General features: G+C 66.2%; 13 protein-coding genes. 9 read left to right on the top strand and 4 right to left on the bottom strand.

Annotated features, from left to right (window positions below):
- Positions 1–97 precede the first annotated feature (97 nt).
- Positions 98–895: an LPS export ABC transporter ATP-binding protein gene (gene lptB, locus KYN89_RS07345; protein ID WP_010233044.1), complete on the bottom strand. Its 798-nt coding sequence runs from the start codon at positions 893–895 to the stop codon at positions 98–100.
- A gap of 135 nt (positions 896–1,030) precedes the next feature.
- On the opposite strand from lptB, the gene KYN89_RS07350 reads away from it, so the two are divergent.
- A complete protein-coding gene (locus tag KYN89_RS07350) occupies positions 1,031–1,393 on the top strand; it encodes a hypothetical protein (protein WP_222824473.1) in 363 nt (120 codons plus the stop codon).
- Positions 1,394–1,433: 40 nt separating this feature from the next.
- Positions 1,434–2,807, top strand: coding sequence for a mechanosensitive ion channel domain-containing protein (locus KYN89_RS07355; RefSeq protein WP_222824474.1), 1,374 nt, complete (start codon positions 1,434–1,436; stop codon positions 2,805–2,807).
- A 542-nt stretch (positions 2,808–3,349) separates the two neighbouring features.
- Here KYN89_RS07355 and ppa read toward each other — a convergent pair.
- Both ppa and KYN89_RS07365 read right to left on the bottom strand, forming a co-directional pair.
- Complete coding sequence (gene ppa, locus KYN89_RS07360; protein WP_010233053.1) at positions 3,350–3,877, bottom strand: inorganic diphosphatase; 528 nt, start codon at positions 3,875–3,877, stop codon at positions 3,350–3,352.
- 139 nt (positions 3,878–4,016) lie between these two features.
- The gene (locus tag KYN89_RS07365) at positions 4,017–5,969 is read right to left on the bottom strand and encodes a M61 family metallopeptidase (RefSeq protein WP_222824475.1); all 1,953 of its coding nucleotides are present in this window, start codon (positions 5,967–5,969) and stop codon (positions 4,017–4,019) included.
- A gap of 104 nt (positions 5,970–6,073) precedes the next feature.
- Between KYN89_RS07365 and hisS the strand changes: the two genes are divergently transcribed.
- The 7 genes from hisS to KYN89_RS07400 all read left to right on the top strand — a co-directional run bounded on the left by hisS (position 6,074) and on the right by KYN89_RS07400 (position 14,837).
- Positions 6,074–7,354, top strand: coding sequence for a histidine--tRNA ligase (gene hisS / locus KYN89_RS07370; protein WP_222824476.1), 1,281 nt, complete (start codon positions 6,074–6,076; stop codon positions 7,352–7,354).
- A 386-nt stretch (positions 7,355–7,740) separates the two neighbouring features.
- A complete protein-coding gene (gene prfA / locus KYN89_RS07375) occupies positions 7,741–8,808 on the top strand; it encodes a peptide chain release factor 1 (RefSeq protein ID WP_222824477.1) in 1,068 nt (355 codons plus the stop codon).
- A complete protein-coding gene (gene prmC / locus KYN89_RS07380; RefSeq protein ID WP_222824478.1) occupies positions 8,801–9,679 on the top strand; it encodes a peptide chain release factor N(5)-glutamine methyltransferase in 879 nt (292 codons plus the stop codon). Before prfA ends, prmC begins: the two co-directional genes overlap by 8 nt.
- A 196-nt stretch (positions 9,680–9,875) precedes the next feature.
- Positions 9,876–10,664 carry a DUF4167 domain-containing protein gene (locus KYN89_RS07385; protein WP_222824479.1) on the top strand — a complete coding sequence of 263 codons (789 nt, stop codon included), beginning with the start codon at positions 9,876–9,878 and terminating at the stop codon, positions 10,662–10,664.
- Between the two features lie 90 nt (positions 10,665–10,754).
- Positions 10,755–12,329 carry an apolipoprotein N-acyltransferase gene (gene lnt / locus KYN89_RS07390; protein WP_222824480.1) on the top strand — a complete coding sequence of 525 codons (1,575 nt, stop codon included), beginning with the start codon at positions 10,755–10,757 and terminating at the stop codon, positions 12,327–12,329.
- Between the two features lie 50 nt (positions 12,330–12,379).
- Positions 12,380–13,600 (top strand): methionine adenosyltransferase, encoded by a 1,221-nt coding sequence (metK, locus tag KYN89_RS07395; RefSeq protein ID WP_222824481.1) that lies wholly within the window; start codon positions 12,380–12,382, stop codon positions 13,598–13,600.
- Between the two features lie 4 nt (positions 13,601–13,604).
- The gene (locus KYN89_RS07400) at positions 13,605–14,837 is read left to right on the top strand and encodes a DUF418 domain-containing protein (RefSeq protein ID WP_222824482.1); all 1,233 of its coding nucleotides are present in this window, start codon (positions 13,605–13,607) and stop codon (positions 14,835–14,837) included.
- Here the strand turns inward: KYN89_RS07400 and KYN89_RS07405 are convergent.
- A complete protein-coding gene (locus KYN89_RS07405; protein WP_222824483.1) occupies positions 14,834–15,976 on the bottom strand; it encodes a CaiB/BaiF CoA transferase family protein in 1,143 nt (380 codons plus the stop codon). The two genes, KYN89_RS07400 and KYN89_RS07405, sit on opposite strands and share 4 nt — an antisense overlap.
- Positions 15,977–16,010: the final 34 nt, after the last annotated feature.

The raw sequence follows: 16,010 nt of genomic DNA on the forward strand, positions 1-16,010 counted from the left end.
AGTATCCTGAATGGGTGGCCGGGCGGGGGTGCGGGCTGGTGCCGCCCCGGCGGACCCGAGTTTCCCATGCGCGATCACGTTTCGGACCGCCGGAAAATCACAAGGTAAAATTCTCGCCAAGGTAGAGCCTGCGCACGTTCTCGTCTGCGACCAGGTCTTGCGGGGTGCCCGCGAACAGCACCTGGCCTCCGTAGATGATACAGGCGCGGTCTACGATATCGAGCGTTTCGCGAACGTTATGATCGGTTATCAGAACGCCGATCCCGCGCTTCTTGAGGTCGATCACCAGATCGCGAATATCGCTGATCGAGAGCGGATCGATCCCCGCGAAAGGTTCGTCGAGCAGCATGATCGACGGGTTCGCCGCCAGCGCGCGGGCGATCTCGCACCGCCGCCGTTCACCACCCGAAAGCGCCATCGCGGGCGCGTTGCGCAGTTTGGTCAGGCCGAATTCGTCGAGCAGCCGCTCCAGCCCGTCACGCTGCGCCTGCCGGTCGGGCTCCGCCAGTTCGAGCACGGTGGCGATGTTCTGTTCCACGGTCAGCCCCCGGAAAATGCTGGTTTCCTGAGGGAGGTAGCCGAGGCCCAGGATCGCGCGGCGATACATCGGCAGGCCGGTCACGTCCTCGCCATCCATCAGGATGCGGCCGCTATCGGGCTTCACCAGCCCCATGATCGAATAGAAGCAGGTCGTCTTGCCCGCGCCGTTGGGGCCGAGCAGGCCGAGCACTTCGCCCTTGCCGACCGACAGCGAGATATCGGTCAGAACCGGGCGCTTGTCGTAGCTCTTGGCAATGGACACGACTTCGAGCCCGCCCTGCGGAATCGGCGGGGCGGCGTTGGCCTCCACTTCGGAAGGCTTCTGGACAATGTCGGCGGGATCGATCTCGGCCATAATTCTCTGCCTAGCAGATGGGGCGCGCGGCGAAAGTCGCAATAGGCAAGCGCCTGCGTTCCGCCTCCATGCTTGAGCGCGCGGGCCACTCGCCCTATCGTGCCCGGCACGGGGGCGATCGAGAGGATGCCGCACATGAATACCTGGACCAAGAATGCAGCCGATACGCGGCCCGAGGCCGACTGGCCCGCTGCGATCAGCGACAATATCGCCTGGGCGCTGCTGGTCACCACCGCGCTGCTGATCTTCATCACCATGCCCAAGATGAAGCACGCATTCGACGGGATCACCGTCTACCTGCTGCTGGTCATCATGGTCGGCGCCTTCATCCCCGTGCTGCGCTTTTTCGAAAAGCGGTGGACCGATATCGACGACGCGAAGGCGCACGATCCGGCCCTGAAGGGGGCGTTCCGGCGCGATCAGGTGGCGCTGTGGCTGCTGACCGTGGGCGTGCCCCTGCTGCTCGCGCTGGGATTCGGCACGGCCTTCCCCGATTGATGCCCGCACGCGGCCTTGGCCGGGTTGTGTGGGGCTGACCATGCTGCTGCGACTCCTCGCCGCGCTCTGGCTGGCATGTTTCGCCGCGCCCGTGGCCGCTGCACTGCCGGGTCTGGTGCCCGAACAGGCCGAGCCGCAGCCTACGCCCACCGCCACCGGCGCGCTGTCGGACGAGCGCGATCCGCAGGCCGACAGCCGCATCGCCACGCGCCTGCGCGACATCTATGCCGAAGTAGAGGCGTTCTCCGGCATCGAGGTCGCGGTGAATCAGGGCGTCGTACGCCTGACCGGTTCCGCCCCCAGCCAGGAAGCGATCGACGATGCCGGCGCAATCGCCGCGCGCTTCGATGTGGTCACGGTCGAGAACGAGATCGCGCGCGACACCTCGCTGGAGGGGACGGCGGATATCGTCACCGCGCTGATCGACCGGCTGCGCGGTGCGGCGGGGATGCTGCCGCTGATCGGGGTCGCGGTGCTGATCGGGCTGGCGATCCTGCTGGTGGGATACCTGCTCGCCTCGCTCAGGTTCCTCTGGCGGCTCGTCACGCCCAATGATTTCCTCGCCGATCTGGTGGCGAGTGCGATCCGCTTCATCGCGATCATCTTCGCCGCGGTCATCGCGCTCGACATCATCGGGGCGACCGCGCTGCTCGGCGCGGTGCTGGGCGGGGCTGGGGTGATCGGCATCGCGCTGGGCTTCGCCATGCGCGACACGGTGGAGAACTACGTCGCCTCGCTGATGCTCTCGCTACGCCAGCCTTTCCGGGCCAACGACCTGGTCCAGATCGACGCGTTCGAGGGGCGCGTGGTCCGGCTGACCAGCCGCGCGACCGTGCTGATGACGCTGGAGGGCAACCATCTGCGCATCCCCAACTCGACCGTGTTCAAGGCGGTAATCGTCAACTTCACCCGCAACCCGCAGCGCCGGTTCGACTTCACGCTGGGCGTCGACGCGGATGACGATGCGACCGCTGCGGCAGAGCTGGGCCGCACCACGCTGGAGGCCCTGCCCTTCATGCTGGCAGACCCGGCGCCGGAGGCGCGGATCGTGGAGGTCGGCGATTCAACCGTTGTGATTCGCTTCCTCGGCTGGATCGACCAGCGCGAGACCGACTGGTTCAAGGCGCAAAGCGTCGCGATCCCGGCGGTGAAGACTGCGCTGGAGGATGCCGGCTTCGGCCTGCCCGAACCGATCTATCGCCTCCGGTTCGATCCGCGCTCCGCCAGCGTCCCGTTCGAGAATATCGCAGGACGCGACGCGGGAGCCACGTCCTCGGCCAAGCCGCGCGCCGCAGCCACACCGCCGCCGACCGACGTCGCCCCGCGTAACGAGATCGACGAAATGGTCGAGGAAGAACGCGACAGCAGCGAGCAAAAGCAGGACCTACTCGACCATCGCAGGCCGGTGGAGTGAGCGCGCCTGGGTGGTGTCCTGTCACCGTGCTAAGGAGGGCAGAAAGCCTTTTTCGACCAAAGCTTCCCGTCGTTTCGTCATGTAAGCGTCGAATGCCTCTTCCGTCGCCCAGGGGGACAGTCGTTTGAGCGACCGAGGGCGAAGAACCACCTCTCCATTCCGGTAGGTCAAGCGCCCCCTTATCCGATACTGAGCTACTGCGAGATGGCCTCCCCAGTCATCGGATTGCGAATAGAGCTTTGGAATCGCGTCAGGATCGAGTTCAACGACTGCACCACATCTGTGGTCCGTGAAATAGATACCCCCACCGTGGGGCGGCGCCATCACATCAATAATTTCCCCGCGCCACGACACATCCAGCCCCTGCCAGAAAGTACGGCTTTCCGGCATTCGACAGATGCTAGTGGGTTGCGAGACGCAACCGCTGGAAAGGGCAAGCAAGATGGCCATTGCGACTGGTTTATTGAGTGTCCGCACACTCACAGTCTATCCGAATGCGAAATCTCCGCAATTGGGTCGCAAGCGGACGTCCTTTCAGCCCTTTAACCCTTCGCCCGCTCGATCGCTTCCAGCACGATCTGCTTGGCTTCCGCCGCATCGCCCCACTTGCCGACACGGACCCACTTGTCCTTCTCCAGATCCTTGTAGTGGGTGAAGAAGTGCTCGATCTGCTGGAAGATGATGCTCGGCAGGTCCTTCGTCTCGGCGACGTCCGAGTAATAGGGGAAGGTCGTGTCGATCGGCACGCAGATCAGCTTTTCATCGCCGCCATGCTCGTCTTCGAGGTTGAGCACGCCGATCGGGCGCGCACGCACCACGCAGCCCGCGATGAAGGGCGAACGGGCGATCACCAGCGCGTCCAGCGGGTCGCCATCCGGGCTCAGCGTGTGCGGCACGAAGCCGTAGTTCGCGGGGTAGCGCATCGGCGTGTGCAGGATGCGATCGACGAACAGCGCGCCCGATTCCTTGTCGAACTCGTACTTCACGGGCTCGCCGCCGGTCGGCACTTCGATGATGACGTTGAGGCTTTCGGGCGGATTGTCGCCGGTCGGGATCTTGTCGATGCGCATTGTTACTCTCTGTTCGCTCTTGCCATCGGCAGGGTGCGCACGCACCCGCGCGATCGGGCTGGAAGGATGTGCCCGCGACCTAGTAGAGCCGCCCGCAAGCCGCAACGCGTTTTGTGCACTGCGGGAGGGTTGGCGGTGATTAGCCGCCCGCGCGCGGCTCCAGGAAGCGGTCGAGCGGCTGGTCGCCCTTGCCCACGGGTTCGAGCCACGGATAGCGCAGGCCGCCGTGGTAATCGATTGCCACCGTGCGGTAGGTGTCGCCGCGCTTGACCAGCAGCTCGATCGGCTTGTTGCTATCCTTCGCGGCGGTGATCGCCTCTTCGATCGTCTCGCCCGAGTAGGCGATGCCGTTCACCGCGACGATGGTGTTGCCGTTGACGATCCCGGCATCGAAGGCCGGCCCGTCCCACAGCGTGCCCGTGACCGTGCCGTCGGTGCCGAGGTTCACGCCGAGCGAATAGAACAGGTTGAGATATTTACCGTTGCCCATCCGGCCCTGTTCGTAGCTGTTAGGCTCGTCCTTCCACACCAGCTGGTAGCCGCCCATTTCGAGCCCGCGCAGCGGAGCGGGCTGGTTCGGTTCGAGCAGGCGGGTGGTCAAGAAATCGGCCCAGTCATAGGGATAGACGCCGTTGAGCGTCGCCACGATCTCGTCGAAATCATAGGTCAGCTGGCCCCAGTCGCCATCTTTCACGCCGAAGAAGGCCTTGGCGAAATCGTCGAGCCCCTTCCTGCCCCTGGTGCCCTGGCGGATGATCTGGTCCGCCTCGATCCAGGTCAGCGCGCCTTCGACATAATAGTCTTCGCTGCGCGAGAGCGAGGAATACGGGATGGGACGGCGCGAGTTGATGATCGGGTCGTTGGTCGTATCGGCAACCGATCGGAACGCGCGGCCCGGCTGGCCTTCGGCATAGTTCGCGGCATAAGTCGCGAAGGCATCGAGGAAGGTCTGCCTGGTCTGCAACCCGCTGCGCGCGGCGAGCACCCAGCCCCACAGCTGCGTCTGCCCTTCGTAGAGCCACAGCAGCGAATCCTGCATCGGCGTGCGGTAATCGGGGGTCCACAGGTCCGCCGGGCGGCGATATTTGCCGTTCCAGCTGTGGACGAGCTCGTGGCTGACGACGTTGTGGTCCCAGTCCATCTCGTCCCAGTCGATCAGCGCGGTGGGCTCGTACTGGTTTTCCGCCGAGCGCTGATGCTCCAGCCCGATCCCGCCCATCCGGTCGGTCAGCGCGAGCAGGATGTCGTAATGGTCGAAATGGCGCGCACCGAACAGCGCGTCGGCCTCGTCGATCAGGCGTTCGAAGCGGGCGAGGTTTTCGGGCGCGAGGTCGAGATATTTCGGCTTGTCCGCCACCGCATCCAGCCACACGTTCTCGCCCACTTCCCAGCGTTCGGCATATTTGCCCGCGAAGATCGGCGAATCGACCAGCGTTTCGTAATCGACCGTCTGCCAGGTGACCGTGTCGTTCTCACGCGTCTTGCCATCCAGCGCGGTGAATACCTGCCAGCCTGCGGGCACCTTGACCGTCGGCTTCATTGCGATCCGTCGCACATAATGTCCGGCGGGATAGAAGCTCATCTTCTCCCACTGCAGGTTGAGCATTTCCTGCGTCATCGTGATCCGCCCCTCGCTGCCGGTGATCGGCGAGGTGTGGACGAACTGCGCGGTCACCGCGCTGGTCCCCTCGGGCAGGTCGACGATCAGCTCGTACACGTCGAGCGGGTTGCGCTTCCATTCGAGCACCTTGCCGCCCGCGGTGAAGCGGATGCCGCTGATCAGGTTGATCGGCCCGCGCGCGGCATGATTGCCGGGCAGCCATTCGGGGAACAGCAGGCGCAGCTCGCGCATGTCGGCGGTGACGGGGATGGTCTGCGTCACGCGGTAGACGCCGCGCTCAGTATCGGTCGCGTCGATATCCAGCGCGATCGTCCCGCCCGGCCACGGCGTATCGGCGGGCAGCGGCGTCGCGTCGTCCAGCTGCGCCTGCTCCGGCGCGGTGTTGCCCGCGGGGCGGATGTCGCCCTGCGCAAGGGCCGGGGTGGCCAGCAGGAAGGGGAGGAGGGCGGCGCTGAGGGCGGGATGCTTCATGGACGGGGTTCATGCGGGCAATCGCGCGCGCATGCAATAATGTATCCCGCTTTCGTTTGGCCCGCTTTCGTTTGGGTGCCGCGCACGCTAAGCGCTCGCCCATCATGGCAAAGACAAAGACACCGCAGGCAATTCGCGGCACGCAGGACATTTTCGGGGCCGAGGCGGAAAGTTTCGCCTTCGTGGTCGAAACCTTCGAACGGGTGCGCAAGCTCTACCGCTTCCGCCGCGCGGAAATGCCCGTGTTCGAGAAGACGGAAGTGTTCGCCCGCTCGATCGGCGAGACGACCGACATCGTCTCCAAGGAGATGTATTCCTTCGAGGATCGCGGCGGGGAATCGCTGACGCTGCGGCCCGAGTTTACGGCGGGGATTGCGCGCGCGTATCTGACGAACGGCTGGCAGCAGCACGCGCCGGTCAAGCTGGCGACGCACGGTCCGCTGTTCCGTTACGAGCGCCCGCAGAAGGGCCGCTACCGCCAGTTCCACCAGATCGACGCGGAGATCATCGGCGCGGCGGAACCGCAGGCCGATGTCGAGCTGCTGGCGATGGCCGACCAGGTGATCCGCGAGCTCGGGATCGAGGGCGTGACGCTGCACCTCAACACTTTGGGCGATGGCGACAGCCGCGAGGCATGGCGCGCGGCTCTCGTGGAGCACTTCCGCAGCGTGAAGGACGAGCTGAGCGAGGAATCGCAGGAGCGGCTGGAGAAGAACCCGCTGCGAATTCTGGATTCCAAGGACCGGCGCGACCAGCGCTTCGTGGCCGATGCGCCGAAGATCGACGACTTCCTGACCGACGAGGCGCGCGGCTTTTTCGACGCCGTGACCAGTGGGCTGGATGCGGCGGGCGTGAAGTGGGTGCGTGCAGAGAGCCTGGTGCGCGGGCTCGACTACTACCGCCACACGGCGTTCGAGTTCATTCCCGATGACGGCTCGGCAGCGGCAGACGCGCTGGGTTCGCAGAGTACGATCTTGGGCGGGGGCCGCTATGACGGACTGATCGAGAGCCTCGGCGGTCCGGCGACGCCTGCCGTCGGCTGGGCCGCGGGGATCGAGCGGCTGGCGATGCTGGTGGGGGAGAAGGGTGAGCCCAACGCAGACGTTATCGTAGTCGTGGAGGATGATGATTTCATGTCGCAAGCTTTCGTCGCCCTCGGATTGCTTCGGGGCGATGGGTTGAGCGCTGAACTGATGGCAGCGGGTTCGCCCCGCAAACGGTTTGACAAGGCATCGAAGGCGGGCCCTCGAGCGATTGTATCGCTGGGCGGACAGGGCTCGCTTGCCGCGCCGGTGCGTAGTGATGACGAAGCACTCGTTAATCGCGTTGGCGATTTGCTCTCTCGATCCACACAGTTCATCCAATCATCGTCGCCCCGGACTTGATCCGGGGCAGGGCTTCCTTCCGCGCAAGCCAAGCCAAAAGAAGCCCGATCCCGGGTCAAGCCCGGGATGACGAAGGTGGAGGGGACTGCGCCAACTCGTCAGCATGACGGAGAGGCAGACGGTGTTCGCACTCCTCTCTCGTCACCCCCGCGAAGGCGGGGGTCCCGCTTCTTCCGCCCATGTGTCAAAATAAGCGGGATTCCCGCCTTCGCGGGAATGACGGTGTGGGGATGGCTTTCCTACTCCATCCTTCCCGCGCTAATGCGCCTTGCATGATCGCCAACGCACCCGACATTCACCTGCCGAAATAGCCGCCTCGCGCAGGGCCCACTTTCTAACCCCTGGACTGTGTGTCAGGTGTGCCAGAAATCCTACCGGAACGACCATTGCCCATCCCTCCCGAACGCCTCGACCAGATCGCCAACCGCTTCGCAGAGATCGAGGCGCGCATGGCCTCTGGCCAGCTGGAGGGCGAGGAATTCGTGCAGGCGAGCCGCGACTATGCGGAGCTGGAGCCGGTCGCGAAGCTCGCGCTGGAGCTCAAGGCGGCGCGCGAGGAAGTCGCGGGGCTGGAGGAGATGCTCGCCGATCCGGAAATGAAGGCGATGGCCGAAGAGGAGCTGGAGGCTCTCAACCAGCGCATTCCGGAGATCGAACAGCAGCTCGCCGTCGCGATGCTCCCGCGCGACAGCGCCGATGCCAAGCCCGCCATGCTCGAAATCCGTGCGGGCACGGGCGGTGATGAAGCCGCGCTGTTCGCGGGCGATCTCTACCGCATGTACGAACGCTTCGCGGGCGAGCAGGGCTGGAAGGTCGAGCCGGTCAGCATGAGCGCGTCCGAAGTCGGCGGGTTCAAGGAGATCGTCGCGCACGTCACCGGCACCGGCGTGTTCGCCAAGCTCAAGTTCGAAAGCGGCGTGCACCGCGTGCAGCGCGTGCCCGAGACCGAGAGCGGCGGGCGCATCCACACCTCGGCGGCGACCGTTGCGGTGCTGCCCGAGCCCGACGAGGTCGACGTGCAGGTCGATCCGGGCGACCTGAAGATCGACACCTATCGCGCGAGCGGAGCCGGCGGGCAGCACGTCAACACGACCGATTCGGCAATCCGCATCACCCACCTGCCGACCGGGCTGGTGGTCACCTGCCAGGACGGGCGCAGCCAGCACAAGAACCGCGAACAGGCGATGCAGGTGCTGCGCGCGCGGCTCTACGAACAGCAGCGCGATGCCGCGCAGGGGGCCGAGGCGGAGGCGCGCAAGGCGATGGTCGGCTCGGGCGACCGCTCCGAACGCATCCGCACCTACAACTTCCCGCAGGGCCGCGTGACCGATCACCGGATCGGCCTGACGCTCCAGAAGCTCCCCCAGATCATCGCCGGGCCGGGCCTTGGCGAGCTGGTCGACGCGCTGATCGCCGAGGACGAGGCCAAGCGGCTCGCGGCGATGAATGAGTGATGCCGTCGACCTGAAGGGCAGTGTCGGCGAGGTCATCCGCGAGGCGGCGAGCCTGCTCGACGTCGAATGGGGGCGGATCGATGCCGAGCTGCTGATGGCGCACGTGCTGGGATGCTCACGCTCGGCGATGCTGCTGCACCATATGCGCGATCCGGCGCCCGATGGCTTCGCCCCGCTGTTCGCGCGGCGGCTGGGACATGAGCCGGTCGCCTACATCACCGGCAGCGCCGAGTTCTACGGGCTGGAGCTGAAGGTCACGCCCGCCGTCCTGATCCCGCGCGGCGACAGCGAGACGCTGATCGACGCGGCTCAGGATCACTTCGCAACGGGCGAGCCGCCGCAGCGCATCCTCGATCTTGGCACCGGATCGGGCGCGCTGCTGCTGGCGGCGCTTTGCCAGTGGCCGGAGGCGGACGGCGTTGCCCTCGACGCCTCGATGCCCGCGCTGCGCGTGGCGCAGTGCAATGCGACGAAGCTGGGTCTGGCGGAGCGCGCGAAGTTCCTGCGGCGCAGCTGGCGGCGGGACGGCTGGCGGCGCGACCTCGGTCAGTTCGATCTGGTCCTGTGCAACCCGCCCTATGTAGAGGATGACGCATCGCTTGACCCGTGCGTGCGCGAGCACGAGCCGGGATCGGCGCTGTTTGCGGGGCCCGAAGGCCTCGATGATTATCGAATCCTGCTCCCGCAAATCGCGCCCTTGTTGACGCGCGATGGCATCGCCATCTTCGAAATCGGCAGTACGCAGCACGATGCCGTCGCCGCACTCGCGCAAAATCAAGGGCTTGAAAGCACGCTGCGCCGGGACCTCAACGGTCACCCGCGCGCAATGATTATGTCGCAAGGGGTTGGCAAAGGGAAAGCCAACCGGTAAGTCCGGTCTCGACCTGGCAAGAAATGGACGGTTTCTCGCCCGGGTCGCGATCCGACATTTGCGGTGGGACCAGGCTCCTTCAAGGGCTTGCGATCGGCAAGAGTTCGAAGATCATGCTTAGGGACAGGTGGGCCGCGGACCCAGCACAGCTGCGACGCCGCATCTATTGGCCCGACCACGAGGGAAGACTAATTCCTTGAACAACAACAGTAATCGCAACAACAACAACCGGCGGCGCGGCCGCGGCAATCGCAATCAGGGCGGGGGCGGCAACAGCTCCAACCGGATCGACAGCCGCGCACGGGGCAATGCACCCCAGCTGCTGGACAAGTACAAGAAGCTCGCGCAGGACGCCCAGCACAATGGCGACCGCGTGCAGACGGAGTACTATCTGCAGTTCGCGGACCACTATTTCCGCGTCATCGCCGACAACAAGGCCCGCCAGGACGAACAGCGCGCCAAGCGCGACACCGGGCGCGACCGTGCGAACGACGATACCGACGAAGACGACGATGACGATCGTGGCAACGACAACCGCAGCAGCGGCAATCGTGGCGACGACAATCGCAACGACGAACGGCGCAAGCCCAGGAAGGGCAACCGCAGCGAACGCCAGCGCGGTCGCGATCGCTCCGACGATGACGACAGCTCGTCCGATGCCGATTCCGACGCCAATGATGGCGACGACGAGTTCGAAAGCGACGACAACCCCTTCGTGCGCAAGCGCAGCAGCGAACCGCGCCGCGCCGCGCCGAAGGCCCGCAAGACCACGCGCAAGGCGGACCGGGACGATGACGATAACGGCAATGACGGTCAGGGCGAAATCGACGCCACCGTCCTGCCGCCGGCGATCGCTGCCGCCACTGCGGGCGACGGTGACGAGGATGCCAAGCCGGTCAAGGCCAAGGCCGCGGCAAAGCCGCGCCGGCGGACCCGCAAGGCATCCGATGATGGCGACGACGAGGCGCTGAGCGCGGTCGGCTGACATCGCAATGCGGGTGGCCCGACCTTTCCGGTCGCGCGGCGGGGCGGGCAGTGGGCCTGCGACCCGCCCGGCACAGCGCGGGCACAGCCCGTGTTGAACCGCGCGCTGCCGATCGCCCTGGCGCGCCCACGCCTGACCCTGCTGGTGCTGGGCGGGCTGTCCGCGCTGGGCTTCCCGCCGTTCCACCTGTGGCCGCTCGCGCTGCTGGCACTGGGCGCGGCTGCGGTGCTGATCCGCTTCAGCCCGACGGTGCGGGGTGCATTCCTGCGCGGATGGCTGTTCGCGCTCGCCCACTTCACCGTCACCAACACGTGGATCGCGACCGCCTTCACCCATCAGGACCGGATGCCCGCCATTCTCGGCTGGCTCGCGGTGCCGCTGCTGTCGACCTTCCTCGCGCTCTACCCCGCGATCGCCTTTGCCGCCGCCTACCGGCTGGCGCGTGGCCGCAGCACGCTGGCCTACGCGCTCGCACTGGGCGGGGCCTGGGTGCTGACCGAGTGGCTGCGCGCGACCCTGTTCACCGGATATGCCTGGGGTCCGTTCAGCCTCGCCATGCTCGGCCCGTTCGACCGGCCGGGGCTGGCCGGACTGCTTCCGCTGACCGGCACCTACGCGCTGTCGGGTATCGCGGTGGTGCTGGCCGCAATGCTGGTCGAGCAGGTGCTGCGCCGCGAATGGCTGCGCTTCGCGATCGCATCGGTCCTGCTCGCGGTTGCGATGTACTGGCCGGTGGGGGCTGGGCGCGAGGGTGCGCTCGACTACACGCTGGTCCAGCCCGATCTCGATCAGGACGAGCTGAACGATCCGCGTCAGTACGAGCCGAGCTTCCTCACCCTCGCCGCGCTGTCCGCCCGCCCGCCAGCGAGCGAGCCCGAGAGGCGGCTGGTGCTGTGGCCCGAGGGCGTTCTGCCGGATTATCTGCGCGAGGGTTACCCAGAGCGTTTCTACGCCGCGACCACCGCCGGGCGCGACCCCGCTTTCGCGCGAGCCCGGCTCGCCCGTGTGATCGGCGAGGGCGGACTGCTGCTGACCGGGACGACCGATCTCGAGGTGGACGGCGACACCGTGACGGGGGCCTACAACGTCGTCACCGTGCTGAACGACCAGGGCGAAATCACCGCCAGCTACCGCAAGGCGCATCTGGTGCCTTATGGCGAATATCTGCCGTTTCGCGACGTTCTGGAACCGCTCGGCCTGTCGCGGCTGGTGGCGGGCTCGATCGATTTCCATCCCGGCCCGGGCCCGCAGACGCTCGACCTTGGTGCCTATGGCCGCGCGGGCCTGCAGATCTGCTACGAAATCATCTTCTCCGGTCAGGTGGTCGATCGCGCCAACCGCCCCGATTACATCGTGAACCCTTCGATCGACGGCTGGTTCGGGCCGACCGGACCGCCGCAGCATCTGGCGCAGGCCCGCATGCGCGCGATCGAGGAAGGCCTGCCGGTGCTCCGCTCGACCACCACGGGGATCAGCGGGGTGATCGACGCACGCGGGGTAGTCCGCCAGCATATGGGAATGGGCGAGCAGGCGCGGATCGAAGGCAAGGTGCCGCCCGCAGGCGCACCGACGCTGTTCGCGCGGCTGGGCAACTGGCTGGCGCTGATCTGGGCGCTCGCACTCCTCGGCGGCTCCCTAGTTGTCAACCGGCGCAGGCGGGTTTAGGGCGCACATCGAGACTTAAAGAACTCTTTATATCGAGGTAACGCAGACCAATGCGCAGCAGCTATATCTTCACCTCCGAAAGCGTTTCCGAAGGCCATCCGGACAAGGTTTCCGACCAGATTTCGGACGCGATCGTCGATCTGATGCTCAGCAAGGATCCCGAGTCGCGAGTCGCTTGCGAAACGCTCACCACCACGCAGCGCGTCGTGCTCGCGGGGGAGATTCGCTGCACGCCGATGTACGATAATGGCGAGTGGAAGCCGGGCGCTGCCGAAGAGATCGAGCAGGTCGTGCGCGATACGGTGAAGGAAATCGGCTACGAACAGACCGGTTTCCACTGGAAGACGTTTACGTTCGAAAACCACCTGCACGGCCAGTCGAGCGAAATCGCGCAGGGCGTGGACGCCGGGACCGACGGGTCCAACAAGGACGAAGGCGCGGGCGACCAGGGCATCATGTTCGGCTATGCCTGCAACGAGACGCCGGACCTGATGCCCGCGACGCTCGATTACAGCCACAAGATCCTCCAGCGGCTGGCCGACGACCGCAAGTCGGGCGCGGCGCCGTTCCTCGAACCCGATGCCAAGAGCCAGGTGACGCTGCGTTACGAAAACGGCAAGCCGGTAAAGGCCATGGCGATCGTCGTCTCGACCCAGCACGCCAAGGGTTACGACCAGGGCGACAAGGAAGCCGAACTGAAGGCCTATGTGAAGAAGGCCGTGGGCGAAGTGCTTCCCGATGGCCTGATCGACGGCGACACGGTGTGGCACATCAACCCGACCGGCGCGTTCGAGATCGGCGGGCCGGACGGTGACGCCGGGCTTACGGGCCGCAAGATCATCGTCGATACCTATGGCGGCGCGGCCCCGCACGGTGGCGGCGCGTTCAGCGGCAAGGACCCGACCAAGGTCGACCGCTCGGCCGCCTACATCACCCGCTATCTGGCGAAGAACGTGGTGGCAGCAGGGCTCGCCACGCATTGCACCATCCAGCTGTCCTACGCGATCGGCGTTTCCGAGCCGCTGTCGGTCTATGTCGACCTACACGGCACGGGCACGGTCTCCGAAGAGGCGCTGGAAGATGCGATTCGCGGGATGACCAAGCTCGGCGGACTGACCCCGCGCGGCATCCGCACGCATCTCGGCCTCAACAAGCCGATCTACAAGCAGAGCGCGGCCTATGGCCACTTCGGTCGCACGGCAGCGGGCGACGCCTTCCCGTGGGAGCGCACCGACCTGGTCGACGACCTGAAGGCTGCCGTCGGCAAGTAATCCGGTGGACCGGCGCGGCACCGTACTGACCGCGCCCGGTCCCTCGGGAGAGCGGGTCGTCGCGCTCGATGCGCTGCGCGGCATTGCCGTGGCGGGCATCGCGCTGATGAACGTCTATATCTATGCGCTGCCGCCGGCGGCCTATTTCAACCCGGCGGCGGCGGGCAGTGAAAGCGCGCTCGACTGGATCGTCTGGGGGCTGAGCTTCGTCTTCGTGGAGGACAAGTTTCGCAGCCTGTTCGCGATGCTGTTCGGCGCAGGGGTCGCGATCCTGTTCGAGCGGGCGCAGCAGATCGAAAACGGTCACCCGCTGCGCGATCATGCGCTGCGCATGCTGGTGCTGTTCGCGATCGGCGGTGCGCACGCGATCCTGCTCGCGAACAACGACGTGCTGCGGCTCTATGCCATGGCCGGTCTGTTCCTGCCTCTTTTCCTCCGGCTCGACACGCGCCGGCTGCTCGTCATGGGCGGCGTGCTGATGGTTGTGCACGTGGTCGGCGGCACGCTGATCGCCTATCAGTGGCTGAGCGCAGAGCCGGGCACCCAGCAGGCGCTGTTGCCCGCCTCGGCCTTCGGCGCAAATCCTGAGGCACTGCGCTACGGGCATATGGTCGGCACCGAGAGCTTTGCCGAGCGGCTGGCGCGCCGCATCACGGGATTCGGACCGGCGCTGGCGACACAAGTCCCCGCCATCCCGTCCACGTTGGGCACGATGCTCGTGGGTGCGGGCCTGTGGCGAAGCGGTCTACTGCAGGGAAGCTGGTCACGCGAACGATGCCTTGCTCTGGCACGAAGGCTGGCGCTGATCGTCCTGCCGCCGCTGGTGCTGCTGATGCTGGTGGACAGGTGGAGCGGCTTCACCGGCGCAGTGGTCGGCCCGGTCTCGCTGTTCTGGTCGCTGCCCTTCGATCTGCTGCTGGCGATCGCCTATGCCGCGCTGGTGATGGCGCTGTTTGCCGGTCGCGAGAGCGCCCTGCGCCGCGTTCTGGCCGCGACCGGGCGGCTGTCGCTCACCAACTACCTGCTCACCAGCGCGGTGCTTGCGCTGCTGTTCTATTCGTGGGGGCTGGGCCTCTACGGCACGCTATCGCGCGGCGGAGCGTTCGCGATCGCTGCCGTTCCGATCGCGCTGATGATGCTGTGGTCGCCGCTCTGGCTGGCGCGTTTCCGGCAGGGCCCGTTCGAGTGGCTGTGGCGCGGCATCGCGCGCGGGCGCTTCGGCCCGATCGGGCGCTAGTCGTCCTGCCCGAGCATGGGCGAAGGCACGCCCAGAGCCAGCTCGGCATCGGAGAACTTGAACGGGCTGCGCAGGCCGGTCAGCCCTTCGGCCATCGGGAAGGTCATCCCGCGTGCCTGCACCTGCGGCTCCTCGAACACTTCGGAGACCTCGTAGATCGGACCGGCGGGCACGCTGGCCTCGCGGCACGCAGCAAGCAGCGCTTCGCGATCCCACGCAGCGGTCTCGGCGGCGATGATCCCGTCGATCTCGCTCCGATTGGCGATCCGCGCCTCGTTGGTGGCGAAGCGTTCGTCGCCCAGCAGGTCGTGCCGCCCGAACACTTCGAGCAGCCTGCGGAACAGCCGATCGTTCGCGGGCGCGAGCACGATTGGGCCGTCCTTCGTCGGGAACACGCCATAGGCGCTGACCTGCGCGTGCATGTTGCCCATGCGTGGCGGGTTCTCACCGGTCGCGAAGAAGCTCTGCGCCTGATGGGCGAGCAGCGCGACCGAGCAATCGTAGAGCGCCATGTCGATATGCTGGCCTGTTCCAGTGCGCGCCCGCATCGCCAGCGCGGCCTGGATCGCGATGGTCGAATAGAGCCCGCAGAACAGGTCCGAAATCGACATGCCGTGTTTCATCGGCTCGCCCTCGGGTTCGCCGGTCAGCGCCATGAAGCCGCTCATCGCTTGGATCACGAAGTCGTAGCCCGGCTCATCGCGACGCGGCCCGTCCTGTCCGAAGCCGCTGATGGAGCAGTAGACAAGAGCGGGATTGGAGGCGGACAGGCTGGCGTAGTCGAGGCCGAACTTGGTCAGCTTGCCGGGCAGGAAATTCTCCAGCACCACGTCGGCTTCGGCTGCGAGAGTGGTCACCCGGGCGAGATCGTCCGCATTGCGAAAATCCGCGGTGATCCCGCGCTTCCCCCGATTGCAGCCATGATAATAGGCCGCCTCGCGCGCGCCGTCCTCGCGCTCCACGAAAGGTGGGCCCCACAGACGTGTGCCGTCGCCCTCGGGTGCCTCGACCTTGATCACGTCCGCGCCGAGGTCAGCCAGGGTCTGCCCGGCGAAGGGACCTGCGAGGATGCGCGCGAGTTCGAGCACCTTGAGGCCAGCCAGCGGTGCGTGCGGGTTGCGGGGTTTATCGAGCCACATGGACGCTTCGCTGGGCCAGCGCGGTGGCGAGGTC

The sequence above is a fragment of the Alteriqipengyuania abyssalis genome (assembly GCF_019857185.1).
Lineage (GTDB): Bacteria > Pseudomonadota > Alphaproteobacteria > Sphingomonadales > Sphingomonadaceae > Alteriqipengyuania > Alteriqipengyuania abyssalis.

Bases quoted from the DNA above. Each gene is read 5' to 3' on its own strand.
- KYN89_RS07405 (WP_222824483.1), bottom strand. From the start codon at position 15,976: ATGTGGCTCGATAAACCCCGCAACCCGCACGCACCGCTGGCTGGCCTC.
- prmC (WP_222824478.1), top strand. From the start codon at position 8,801: ATGAGTGATGCCGTCGACCTGAAGGGCAGTGTCGGCGAGGTCATCCGC.
- ppa (WP_010233053.1), bottom strand. From the start codon at position 3,877: ATGCGCATCGACAAGATCCCGACCGGCGACAATCCGCCCGAAAGCCTC.
- lptB (WP_010233044.1), bottom strand. From the start codon at position 895: ATGGCCGAGATCGATCCCGCCGACATTGTCCAGAAGCCTTCCGAAGTG.
- metK (WP_222824481.1), top strand. From the start codon at position 12,380: ATGCGCAGCAGCTATATCTTCACCTCCGAAAGCGTTTCCGAAGGCCAT.
- KYN89_RS07355 (WP_222824474.1), top strand. From the start codon at position 1,434: ATGCTGCTGCGACTCCTCGCCGCGCTCTGGCTGGCATGTTTCGCCGCG.
- KYN89_RS07350 (WP_222824473.1), top strand. From the start codon at position 1,031: ATGAATACCTGGACCAAGAATGCAGCCGATACGCGGCCCGAGGCCGAC.
- KYN89_RS07365 (WP_222824475.1), bottom strand. From the start codon at position 5,969: ATGAAGCATCCCGCCCTCAGCGCCGCCCTCCTCCCCTTCCTGCTGGCC.
- hisS (WP_222824476.1), top strand. From the start codon at position 6,074: ATGGCAAAGACAAAGACACCGCAGGCAATTCGCGGCACGCAGGACATT.